Origin of the sequence: Granulicatella sp. WM01, assembly GCF_004570605.1 — a bacterium.
Taxonomy (GTDB): domain Bacteria; phylum Bacillota; class Bacilli; order Lactobacillales; family Aerococcaceae; genus WM01.
This window is the reverse complement of the sequence record NZ_SPPB01000001.1, coordinates 43,314-56,097: the sequence shown is the minus strand read 5'-3', so window position 1 is coordinate 56,097 and position 12,784 is coordinate 43,314. Positions and strand designations below refer to the sequence as shown.

The 12,784-nt window shown below is 35.3% G+C and carries 12 protein-coding genes; all 12 read right to left on the bottom strand.

Going from position 1 to position 12,784, the window contains the following annotated elements; translation table 11 throughout:
- Positions 1-11 precede the first annotated feature (11 nt).
- Positions 12-572 (bottom strand): decarboxylating cobalt-precorrin-6B (C(15))-methyltransferase, encoded by a 561-nt coding sequence (locus E4T68_RS00260; protein ID WP_135122951.1) that lies wholly within the window; start codon positions 570-572, stop codon positions 12-14.
- The gene (locus E4T68_RS00255; RefSeq protein WP_167753747.1) at positions 562-1,179 is read right to left on the bottom strand and encodes a cobalt-precorrin-7 (C(5))-methyltransferase; all 618 of its coding nucleotides are present in this window, start codon (positions 1,177-1,179) and stop codon (positions 562-564) included. The genes E4T68_RS00260 and E4T68_RS00255 overlap by 11 nt, the downstream gene beginning before the upstream one ends.
- Complete coding sequence (cbiD, locus tag E4T68_RS00250) at positions 1,170-2,297, bottom strand: cobalt-precorrin-5B (C(1))-methyltransferase CbiD (protein WP_135122947.1); 1,128 nt, start codon at positions 2,295-2,297, stop codon at positions 1,170-1,172. Before cbiD ends, E4T68_RS00255 begins: the two co-directional genes overlap by 10 nt.
- Before the next feature lie 14 nt (positions 2,298-2,311).
- Positions 2,312-2,995 (bottom strand): cobalt-precorrin-8 methylmutase, encoded by a 684-nt coding sequence (locus E4T68_RS00245; RefSeq protein WP_135122945.1) that lies wholly within the window; start codon positions 2,993-2,995, stop codon positions 2,312-2,314.
- Positions 2,996-3,024: 29 nt separating this feature from the next.
- Positions 3,025-3,708, bottom strand: coding sequence for a cobalt-precorrin-8 methylmutase (locus tag E4T68_RS00240; protein ID WP_135122943.1), 684 nt, complete (start codon positions 3,706-3,708; stop codon positions 3,025-3,027).
- Positions 3,709-3,719: 11 nt separating this feature from the next.
- The gene (gene cbiB, locus E4T68_RS00235) at positions 3,720-4,670 is read right to left on the bottom strand and encodes an adenosylcobinamide-phosphate synthase CbiB (protein ID WP_194185062.1); all 951 of its coding nucleotides are present in this window, start codon (positions 4,668-4,670) and stop codon (positions 3,720-3,722) included.
- Complete coding sequence (locus tag E4T68_RS00230; RefSeq protein ID WP_135122939.1) at positions 4,670-6,034, bottom strand: cobyrinate a,c-diamide synthase; 1,365 nt, start codon at positions 6,032-6,034, stop codon at positions 4,670-4,672. The genes cbiB and E4T68_RS00230 overlap by 1 nt, the downstream gene beginning before the upstream one ends.
- A gap of 644 nt (positions 6,035-6,678) precedes the next feature.
- Positions 6,679-7,119, bottom strand: coding sequence for a barstar family protein (locus E4T68_RS00225; protein ID WP_135122937.1), 441 nt, complete (start codon positions 7,117-7,119; stop codon positions 6,679-6,681).
- A gap of 60 nt (positions 7,120-7,179) precedes the next feature.
- Entirely contained in the window at positions 7,180-7,617 is a 438-nt protein-coding gene (locus E4T68_RS00220; RefSeq protein ID WP_135122935.1) for a barstar family protein, read from the bottom strand.
- 60 nt (positions 7,618-7,677) lie between these two features.
- A complete protein-coding gene (locus tag E4T68_RS00215; RefSeq protein ID WP_135122933.1) occupies positions 7,678-8,118 on the bottom strand; it encodes a barstar family protein in 441 nt (146 codons plus the stop codon).
- A 14-nt stretch (positions 8,119-8,132) separates the two neighbouring features.
- A complete protein-coding gene (locus E4T68_RS00210; protein ID WP_135122931.1) occupies positions 8,133-10,502 on the bottom strand; it encodes a LysM peptidoglycan-binding domain-containing protein in 2,370 nt (789 codons plus the stop codon).
- Between the two features lie 629 nt (positions 10,503-11,131).
- Positions 11,132-11,971, bottom strand: coding sequence for a LysM domain-containing protein (locus E4T68_RS00205; RefSeq protein WP_167753746.1), 840 nt, complete (start codon positions 11,969-11,971; stop codon positions 11,132-11,134).
- Positions 11,972-12,784: the final 813 nt, after the last annotated feature.

Genomic DNA, 12,784 nt, shown 5'->3' with positions numbered 1-12,784 from the left:
TCCTTATCACTTTATAATGGTTTCTCACACGTTATAATAATTGTTGGATTTTGTGGTTTAAAGTAATGTCCTTTTCCTAATTTTGTCCAACGACCAGCTTGAACAGTAATCATATCTAACTCACCCCAGCCTAGATTTTCCAATAAAGGAGCTGCCTCTAAAGCATTTTCTAGTAAGATAAAGTTAAATACCATGCGTCCACCAGGTAATAAATGTTCATCACACCAATTGACAATATCTTCTAAATTACCTCCTGTTCCACCAACAAAAATGGCATCAAAGGTTTCGTTCAACTCAATCGGTGCATACCCTTTAATTAACTCGATATTCGATAAGTTGAAATGCTCGATATTTTGTTGCATAGCACCTACAGCATCTTCACTCCGTTCAATTGCTGTTATCTTTAAATTAGGATACGTAATCGCTGCTTGTAAACTTACACTACCTGTACCTGAACCAACATCTAACATATTTTTTGCTTGATGCAAACCTAGTTTGTCTAAACTAATAGCACGGACTTCTTCTTTAGTCATTGGAACTTTTTCTACTCTAATAAACTCATTATCCTTCATTTACAATCACCACCACATTCATTTCATATTGTCTATTCTCTACTTCACTTGCCTCTAATTGACTAATTCGCTCATCAGGATAGCTTAAATTCTCGCCAATATACACTGTGCGTTTCAAGCCTCGACGTATAATTTCTTGAGCAATTTGATATGGTCCAATTTGCTCATCAGTAACCATAAACACTTTATCTAATGACATAATTAAATCAAAGTTTGGGGTTTTAGCATGACTACTTGTCAAAAATGCATCATTCATCGGTAAAGCAATTTTACTTGCCATATATTGCATAGAACTAATGCCCGGCATTACTTGGACACAACCGGCAAATTTTTGACTCAACCATTTTCCTAACCCATAAATAAACGGATCGCCTGAAGCTAACAGCACCAATTCATCTTGGTTTACATCATACGAACGAATTAATGTTTCCAAATCTCCAAGTTTTTTTGGTGCAATCACACCTTTATGATGAAATTTTTCTGGAACACTTTCAATTTGACGTTGTGCACCAATAATTGCACATGCCTTTTCCATAACATCATCATTCCCACGTAACCCATATTTAACATCTCCTGGCCCAATGCCAATGACATATATCATGCCCATTCCTCCTTAATTTCCTCGAGGGTTTTGGTAGAGGCTAAATATTTTTCAGATGAAAACAATGCCACATCCACTTCAACTTGAGGTTGTCTATATTTTAATAATTTTTCACTACGTAATTTAATTTTATTGGCAATAATGGTATACAGTTCGTCATAGCCATTTTGTTCAATTAACTCTCCTGCCGATTCAGTCGTTAAACACCCATTAACTTGTTGTAACAATTCCAACGGTGCTCCCATTAACGCTAAATTAGCCACTAAAATTTCCATACGTGCATCGGCATCTTTACTGTGTGTTGAAAAAATACCTCCCGCCACTTTAACTAGCTTTCCTAAATGACCTACGATAAGCACTTTTGTAAATCCTATACGTTGAACTTCTTTTAAAACATGCCCAATAAAATTACTCATATTGACAATACGGTGTTTGGCAATCCCAATTGTATTTGTTGCAAAATCTTCACCAATATTGCCCGGTGCTAACACGACTGAACGGTATCCTTGATCATAACGCATAGATAATTCAATCGTAATGGCTGCTTTCCAGCTATCCTCTGACATTGGATTAACAATGCCTGTTGTGCCTAAAATAGAAATTCCTCCAACAATACCCAAACGAGGATTATACGTGAGTAACGCTCTATCTTCTCCTTCTGGTGCCCACACAATTACCTTAGCACCACAATTATCTCCAATCAACTCTCTAACAGATTGTTCAATCATACGTCTAGGTGTTGGATTAATAGCTGCCATGCCGATAGGATTTGCTAGTCCTTTTTGTGTCACACGTCCTATTCCACGTCCACCATCAATACTAATTTCCGTCTGTTCTGGTAACAAGGTAACGGTTGTATAAATCAACATGCCATGTGTTGCATCGGCATCATCCCCACCATCTTTAATAATAGCTGCAGTGGCTTCTAATTCAGAAAAAGACGCTTCTTGAACATCAAGAGTTAATTCTACACCAGAGGCAGTTTTAACAGTAACCTTTTCTTCTTCCTCTTGATTTAAAATCATTCTAACGGCTGCAACTGCTGCTGCAGTTGCACAAGTTCCTGTCGTGTATCCACGACGCATCTTCTTGCCGTTTACATAAGTATATTCTTCCAATGTCATGCCCCCTGTCTTAATTAGGCTTGACTTTCTGGAATAATATAGCGAGAATAATCATCTGTTTGCGGACATAATTGATATAAAATAGCATTCACAATCGCAGCAGCAACTGTACTGCCCCCTTTACGTCCTAAAGCTGAAATTGACGGAATATTGCTTTCATGCAATGCCAATTTTGATTCAGCAGCCCCAACAAACCCTACTGGTACACCAATAACTGCATCAGGTTGTAATTGCCCCTCTTCTACCATTTCTAATACTTTAAAAATAGATGTTGGAGCATTCCCAAATACAAACACTTTAGGGCCTTCCACTTTAGCTGAATATTCAACGGCTGCCATTGAACGTGTAATCCCTTTTTCTTTGGCTTCTTTGAATATTTCAGGTTCATTAACTAAACATCTATATTTGACACCCATATCGTCTAAAAGGCGTTTGTTAAATCCACCAATAACCATTGTTGTATCTGTAAAAATCGTGCCTTTATTTTTGATTACATGCACAATTTTATCAATCACATCATGTGAAAATTTAATATTGTATAAATAATCAAAATCAGCAATCGCAAACACAACACGTTTTAAAACAGCTTCTTCAATTGAGTTATTAAACACAATATCTGGATGCTCTGCATCAATAATTTCTTGAATTTTTTCAAAACTCGCTGTTTCTATATCTCCAGCATTTTTCATGTATGTCATACCAATATCACTTCTTTCTAACTAGGTTGTTATTTTTGAGTAGGCGTTGAATAACGAATATAATCATCTGTTGCAACATGCTTCAATTGATAAATAATTGCATTAATAATGCCTACAACAATTGTACTTCCACCTTTACGTCCCAATGTTACAATCGCAGGAACATCACTTTCAAATAAAACTTGTTTACATTCTTCAATACCAATAAACCCTACTGGTACACCAATAATCGCATCAACTTCAGCTTCTTTATGCTCAATCATTTCTAATAATCTTAATAAAGCACTTGGTGCTCCACCAAAAGCGAAGATTTTTGGGCCTTCTTCTTTTACAGCGTATTCAACAGCTGCCATTGAACGCGTAATCCCTTTTTCCTCAGCTAATTTGATGACATCTTCATCATCAATTAAGCATTTGTACTTCACACCCATTTGGTCCAATACACGTTTATTGATTCCATTCAATGTAATTGTAGAGTCTGTGAAAATTGTTCCACCTTGTACTAAAACATCAACAATTTTATTGACAACATCGTGTGTAAATCTTAAATTATACAAATAATCGAAATCACCTGATGTATGAATAGCACGTTTAATAATGGATTCTTCCATTTCTGTATTAAATGTATATCCTGCATGCTCCTCATCAATTACAGATTGAATAATTTTAAAACTTTTTTCTTCGATTGAAGAAGGATTTTTAATATATGACATCTTCTTTTCTCCTATTGTATAGTATGTATGACTAAACTCACTATTGAGCCTAATATGACGCTTAAACACGTAGCTATATATAACATGGTCACAGTATGCATAATATCAATTGTATCAACTTGTCTAGAATTGTCTCCAATGGTTTGTTTTTCAACTAACTCACCATGATACACGTGTACTCCACCTAATTGTATACGTAGTGCTGCAGCAACTACAGATTCAGGAAAGGCACTATTAGGACTAGCATGATTATATCTATCTCGCCAAGCTAAACGTGCAACCTGTTTAACGTCATACTGCAAAACATGTGTTGCTAGGAGTAGCATCACAAACGTTACTCTTGCTGGTACTAAATTGACAATATCGTCTATTTTGGCAGATGTAAATCCAATTTTATAATATCTTTCATGTTTGTAGCCAACCATTGAATCAAGCGTATTAATCGCTTTGTATCCCATTGCTAAAATAGGGCCTCCAATAAACAAACACATCAACGGCCCAATCACTCCGTCACTTGCATTTTCAGCAACCGTTTCGATAGTTGCTTTGCAAATCTCCTCTTTGCTCAACTGTGCTGTTTCTCTTCCGACAATCATGCCAACTTGTGTCCTTGCCTCATCAAGCGTGCCTTGCGTCAATTTTTGATAAACCTTTTTGGCTTCATACGCTAAACTACGTGTTGCTAAACTCGTATAAGCCATATATACCCATAATATCCAATATAAAATTGGATGAACTGTTGCACCAATATGTAATACTAATGCACTTATTCCAACTGTTAATCCTACAGTTGTTAACCATAATATAATTCCGATGATATACGGATTGATTTTCCATTTTTCTTTCAGTTTTAAAAACAACGTAATATAATGCCCTATTGCCTTAACAGGATGCGGCCAACTATATGGATCCCCTATACATAAATCCAAAACAAAAGCGATTAAAATAGCAATAATACCTATCATGATTGTTTCGCCTCTCTCAAACGATTTAACCATGCAAACACAAGCTCTTCATTTTGGTAGAAATGAATATGCAAATAACTTGCTAGTGTGTTTCCTACTTGATAGCCACCTGTCCACGTAGAAACGACTTGATTATCTCTTTTCTTTTCTAATTGAAACGTTGTAGGCAATTCTGTATCAAAAACAGAGTGATGAAACTCATGTCCTCTAATCACTGTCCCTGGCACACCAAATAATGTATGATCAACACTTGTCGCATAACAATAGCCAAAGTTCTTTAGCCTTTCCGTCATCACACTTTTTCCAGATAACACGCCTGTCATGTGATACACGTTATCAGACACCTCTAGTGTATCGCCTAAATACATCAATCCACCACACTCTGCATAAATTGGTTTATTTATATCATGAGCATTCTTTATTGCTTGACGCATACACACATTCTCTTCAAGCTCTTTTGCATAAATTTCTGGAAACCCTCCACCAATGTAGTAACCATCTGCTTTAGGTAAACTGGCATCCTTTAAAGGACTAAATGGAACTAATGTTACACCTAGTTGCTCTAAATAATCTAAGTTGTCTTTATAATAAAAATGGAAAGCATCATCCAATGCGTAAGCAATCGTCAAGTCACTGTAATCTTTTACAATTAAAGGACTTTCTATAAGATTTTCTGTAGCCTCACAAAGAGATAACAATTTATCTAAATCAATGTACTGTTCAGCTAATTCACCTAATGTATCAAACTTCTCAGCTAATCCGTCCATTTCTACATCTGGAACCAACCCTAAATGACGAGAAGGCATTTCAACGGATATATTTTTAGGCAAATACCCCAAAACAGGAACATCTGTATATCTCTCAATCGCTCCTTTTATCAGTTCATAGTGATTTTTAGAAGCTACACGGTTTATAATTACGCCTGCAAATTCAACCTCGTTGTCAAATTCTACAAACCCTTTTACAATAGCCGCAGCTGATGTAGACGTTGCCTTGCCATCAACAATAAGTACCACAGGAATATTTAACTTTTTAGCAACAGATGAGGAACTTGCACAATCTTTATCCGTTCCTAATCCGTCATATAATCCCATAACACCCTCAACAACTGCCACATCTACACCTTGAACAGCTTGTTCAAAAGACCATCGTAAATGTTTATCATCAGGAATCATAAATGTATCAATGTTGCGCGAGGCTCTGCCAACAACTCGTGTATGGTACGCCGTATCAATATAATCAGGTCCTACCTTATACGCTTGCACAGACAATCCTCGTTTAACAAGTGCTTTCAAAACACCTAACGTTAAAGTTGTTTTTCCAACACCACTACTAACACCAGCTAACATAAATCGCTTCATTATGACACCTCATTCATATTCTATGCTGAATATTCAATTTTCAATTACTCAATTTTTTCGGTATGCTCACATGATAACACGCTATAGGCATACGGTCAATGGGACGGCTTTTTATTATTTTTTTCACGAATTGTCCTAGATACCCCTTATTCATACCTTATATTTTCAAAACATTTCACTAAGTTTTTTTGATATGCTCTCCTTAATCTCTACTATGTCAAAAAAATATACTACCTTTTAACATAAACACAGAATATTCCTCTCTAAATGTCTACTCTATCCCATTCCACTGCTTACATGTCCAACTAGTCCGAATTTACACACCTTCCCCTCGATTTAATACTGGGGAAACGGTATACAAAGGGACTGGGAAAAAATAAAATTTTAGCCTTTCGATTAACATTTAAAAAATTGAAAACAGCTTAGAATCAACATTTCTGCTGACGTCATTATAAGCTGTTTTTTATTGTTAAGATTTTTTTCAGTCCCTCATTCTATTCAACACATTCCTTTTCACAATATGTCATTACTTATTGTAAATAGTAAAAATATTCAATGTTAATCAGTATAGCAAAGTACATTTATATTTTATATTTTCACCTACCACATATTATTGTAAAATAGATATATTTAGGTTGAAATATTTAATCAACTAAATAAATGTTAAATGCTTTAGTTTTCCATTCAACAGCTACTGTTAACACTTCCTCTTCCCAAAAATATAAAGTATTATTGAATATTCTCAATATTCTCTGTTTATTCTCTAAATCATCTTTTAGAAATTCATAAAAATGATAAATAATTAATACAAAACCCATATCATCTGGAAAACCACTTAATTCCGTCATCCTATCATCGAAGGCATCCCAATTTATCGTTTCAACTCCTTCAATTGACATATCACGATATCTATGACTATCTTGCAGTTTAAATTTCTCACGCATTTCATCAATGTAGCTAAACTTATCTTGGATATTTCTGCCGTCTAATTCAACAATAGTCGTATTTTCTTTGTTAATATGTATTAATTTTTCTTTTAATTCATTTTTTGTTATATGTATCATTTCGTTTTTTATGCTGCTCATATTTTCTCCTTTAGCTTATGTTTATACAAGAGTGACCTAGTCACTCTTGTATAAACAGATTTAGTCAACTAAATAAACACTAAATCCTCTAGTTTTCCCACCAACAGTTATTGTTAACACTTCCTCTTCCCAAAAGTATGCAATATCTTTAAACACATCCAAGACTATATTTTTACTTGCTAAATCATTTTTTAAAAATTCATGAAAATGATAAATGATTAGTACAAAATTCATATCATCTGGAAACCAACTTAATTCCGTCATTCTATCATCAAAAGCATTCCAATTTATTGTTTCTCCCCCCTCTCTTGACATACGATATCTATGTCTATCTGGAAGTTTAAACTTCTCACGCATTTCATCAATGTAGATAAATTTATCTTGAATATTTCTGCCATCTAATTCAACAATAGTCGTATTTTCTTTATTAACATTTAACAATTTTTCCTTTAACTCATTTTCATTTATTTGTATAACTTCATTTTTTATGCTGCTCATATATTCTCCTTTAGTTTATGTTTATAAGAGAGTGACCTAGTCACTCTCTTATAAACAAATTTAATCAACTAAGTAAACATTAAATGCTTTAGTGTCCCAACCAATAGCTACTTTTAACACTTCCTCTTCCCAGTAATGTGCCGTTTTTCTCAAAAAATATAATGCTGTTTCTCTGCTTTCAATATCCTTTTTCAAAAACTCACTAAAATGATAAATAATTAGTACAAAATTCATCTCATCTGGAAAGCCACTTAATTCTGTCATCCTATCATCGAAGGCATCCCAACTTATTGTTTCAACCCCCTCTCTTGACATACGACGATATCTATGACTATCTTGCAGTTTAAATTTCTCACGCATTTCATCAATAAAGATAAATTTATCTTGAATATTTCTGCCGTCTAATTCAACAATAGTCGTATTTTCTTTGTTAACATTTAACAGTTTTTCCTTTAACTCATTTTCATTTATTTGTATAACTTCATTTTTTACGCTACTCATTTCTAAAACCTGCCTTACTTAATTTTTATAAAATTTTTATAATGGTCTTTGGTGTAATAAACACTTCCATCACTTCCAACAATAAATCTTTCCGCATCTCTTCCTTGACCTTCTATTTTCTCATTGATATCAAATTTCTTATATTCAATGTGCTTTCCACAAGCATCTATAGTCGGTAGTTCTTTATCATTATTTTCATAATTTCCCCCTGCTTTAGTATTTTTCTGTCCTTTAAAATTCCCTCTCCACTTGACAGACTCATATCCTCTAAACGCTTTTTGTACATTTTCGGGTAAATCGTCTAAATAACCTAAAGTGACATGAGGTCCTAAATCTTCTGGCTTAGGCTGACATTCTCCTGTTTGACTAACAACTTGAGTATCTGTTTTGACATTATCCTTAGCGTCCTCTTTATCTTGAGCATTTGCTGCCGAAATAGACGATGGAACAGATTGTGGAATCACTAATGTTTGTCCAACATAGATAGTATCACTTGTTAACCCATTTGCTTGTTTTAGCTCATCTACTGTTACACCATTGCGATGTGAGATTCTCCATAATGTGTCACTCGGTTGAACTGTCACACTTTTTGGTGTGCTAACGGGTTTAGCCTCACTTGGCGTTGGCACAACTTGACTCGGACTTGACACACTCGGAGTTACTTTTGTCGGTATACGGAGCTGTTGTCCAACATAGATAGTATCACTCGTTAACCCATTTGCTTGTTTTAGCTCATCTACTGTTATACCATTGCGATGTGAGATTCTCCATAATGTGTCACCCGGTTGAACTGTCACACTTTTTGGTGTGCTAACGGGTTTAGCCTCACTTGGCGTTGGCACAACTTGACTCGGACTTGACACACTCGGAGTTACTTTTGTCGGTATACGCAGCTGTTGCCCAACATAGATAGTATCACTTGTTAACCCATTTACTTGTTTTAGCTCATCTACTGTGACACCATTGCGATGTGAGATTCCCCATAATGTGTCACCCGGTTGAACTGTTACACTTTTTGGTGTGCTAACGGGTTTAGCCTCACTTGGCGTTGGCACAACTTGACTCGAACTTGACACACTCGGAGCTACTTTTGTTGGTATACGGAGCTGTTGTCCAATATAAATAGTATCACTCGTTAACCCATTTGCTTGTTTTAGTTCATCTACTGTGACACCATTGCGATGTGAGATTCCCCATAATGTGTCGCCCGGCTGAACTGTCACACTTTTTGGTGTGCTAACGGGTTTAGTCTCACTTGGCGTTGGCACAACTTGACTCGAACTTGAAACACTCGGAGTTACTTTTGTCGGTATACGCAGCTGTTGCCCAACATAAATAGTATCACTCGTTAACCCATTTGCCTGTTTTAACGCTTCAACACTTAGTCCATGTTGAGTGGCTATCCGCCATAATGTTTGCCCAGCTTGGACAGTAATGGTTTGTTCATATCTAGTCACATGAGATGTGGTATCACGTGTCCGAATGATTTGCCCAATCACGATTAAATCAGACGTCAATCCATTAATCCGTTTTAATTCTGAAACACTCGTTTGATTAGCTCTAGCGATACTAAACAGTGTCATACCTTTAGTTACTGTAATGTGTTCAGCTATTGGTATTGACACAACAGGTGCTGTTGCTCCAATTGAGCTAATGTAGCTTGGACGGTACTCCTGTGGACTCACTACTGGAGTCGATTTACTTTTCTGGAGTCTTAAAATTTCCATATCCGCATCTAAAGCATCTTCTACATAACTCACTTGTGCACGTGTCACTGAGTTTATTCCTGATGAGGTTTTAGACGACATACTAGGCATACTATACTCAGGAGTCCATTTGATGATACTCACTAACCACCCTAGCAAATCAAAGGCTATTCCGCCACCACCTCCGCCACCTCCAAAACCAATTTGATCTTGTTCACTTAATATGCCAACACGTCTAAATGCAGTTGCAGACTGACGAGGTTTAGTATATTCTGTAGCATATGTGTCTTGTGTACTAATATTGACTAGTGTGACATGTACTTTCTCTTGATTGTCATCACTTTGATGGACATAAACTTGATATAGTTCTGAATCATGCCCTTGGTCCGTTTCCAAGGCAATGCCCATTATCATTTGTCCAGTTGCCTTATACAGTACTAGGTGGCTACTTAAAATCCCCTGTTCTGTAGCAGCAGACAGTTTCGTTGTGATTGTGATATCGTCTTCTACTTTAGTTTCTTTTTTCAAGGCATGAATCAGTTCACGAGCAATCTCTTGTTTTGTGCCTGAGATTCTATCAAATGCTTGTACAACTGTTTGACCAGAAAAGCTAGGCAATAAAAAGCCTACCCATATTAAGCTAATGCTTAACCATTTTTTCAGTGTTTTATATCCCATACATATTTCTCCTAACTATTACTTATATATTATGTAAAATACAGCTATTCCATCATATACTCATGTATATCCAGTTAACCCAATGCATACTCGCCATATCCTCATTGCTAGAACCTCCTTTTTTTGTCATCTAAATCTACGTTTCCCCTAACGTTATATCCTGATTATACGCCTTTTTATTCTTAACGTACACAACTTTGCAACCGATTTCCATGTTTATATCATACTTTTTTTCTTATAAAAAATGAACATAGAGTATATTAGTGTATATACTCTAATTATCGTATAAACGAACCAATAAAAAACTAAAGTTTTAGCCTTTCGATTAACATGTGAACAATTGAAAACAGCTTAGAATCAACGTTTCTGATGACGTCATTATAAGCTATTTTTAAGACTGTTCTCCAAGACCCACTATTCCTATTTAACGGCACTTGAAAGAGTCAACAGCATCTACTCCTACTCACGTTCACTCATATAAAACATGTTAAAAATAAAAAACGGCAATCCTTTTATTTAAAGATAGCCATTTTTATCATGTCATTGCTTATTTTCTGTGCATACTTAAAAACCAGTAAACTGTCTTAGGCTGTTAAGACATTTACTGGTTCTTTGATTATTTTGAAATATTAACGAATATACACATCAAAATGATTTCCTGATGTTCCTCTATCGTACACTTTTCCTTTAGCACCAAATGGTGTATCTATAACGGTTCCTAGAGGTGCACTATTAGCCAGTACGATATAACCATCTCCGTCTACAACATAGCCATTTTCGTTAACATGTCTACCTGGAATAACTAATCCTCCTCCAGGCAAGACAGATTGTGAATAATATGTGAATTTATACTGGCTCCAATAAATGATTCCACTATACATAAATTCACTTAATGCATACAAATGAGGGCTAGTCGAACTTATAGCTGGCAAGGACACAACCGCCGTAATTTCTTCAACAGATTGTTGTGTTTCCTCTTGAGAAGTTACGTCTTTTATTTCTTCACGTGTTTCCTCCTGAAGTACCTGCACATGTTGAGGTTGCTTTTCTTGCTCAATTTTTTCAATAGTTTGCTTTGGTGTAGGCACTTCATGTCCATCTACGACATTGAAACTTTGTACCAATACACCTTTTTCCTCTTGGCTAGCCACTGTAATGACTGTTTTATCCTCATTGAAATAAATGGTATTCCCCGTATGAATTAGGCGAATATTTTCAATATTATTTACTTTTGCAAGATGTTCTATTGACATATCTGTAGCTAATGAAATCGCATATAACGTATCTCCCCATTGTATTGTGTATGCATTTAAACCTGATTCATCACTTATTAAATCTGATTTAATTTGAGCAACACTTCTTGGTATCCACGTTTCCCGAGCAGATACTGCAGTCGTTAATAACGTGTTGCTAATAAGTGTCATAAATAGGGCTATCCCCATTATTTTTGTTAATTGTTTTTTATTCATAAAATGTTCTCCATCCTTGTATCGTTGCACCTTTCCCTTTTTCTTCCCTAGGCATGCTATAGCAACATCTAGCAAAACCCTGGGCATATACTAGCACTCCGTCTCCACTTTACAAATAGTAAATCGCTTTCTTTCATCTTTTCTTAACCACTTTGTTACATAAAAAGGGCTTTGTTACATATTTGTTACATATTTAATCGTTTTGACATCTTTTTTGTATCTATTTGATTAGTATGGAAAAGCTATTTTTTATCTCGTTCTAAAAGCTACTTTTCTAGTTTATTAGCGAATGAAATATAGTAAACAACCATATTTTCAATGTCGACAGAATTGTACAATAAAAAATAGTTATCATGCTTTAAAATGGTGTTGACGTCACGATGTAACCAATATACACTTGTTAATATAATAACAAGGAGGAATATTTTAAAAAAACAGTTGTTTGTGTACTGTATACTCTATGCCGATTAGTACCAATGTTTAAAAACCTTTCTGTCTTTTCAGATACATCTTCACATCAAAAAACAACCTTAACAGTAATTCTTATCCTACTTTAGAGCCTGTTGATAATACTCATCTAGGACGTGGTCAACCATGATAAAATTTCTTAAAAAACTTTTCTCCAAAAAAGACCATACCACTCAAAAAGATGTGGAAGCGATGTGGAAACAAGAAGTTTTAACACATCTAATCGCTTTAGAACAATCGTTTACAACAAACACTAGCCTGCTACAAACTAACTTACAACAGTAGCAGAAATTATTTCTGATTTAAGACGTGATAAAAATCTTGAAATGGCTAGTCGCCTCAATG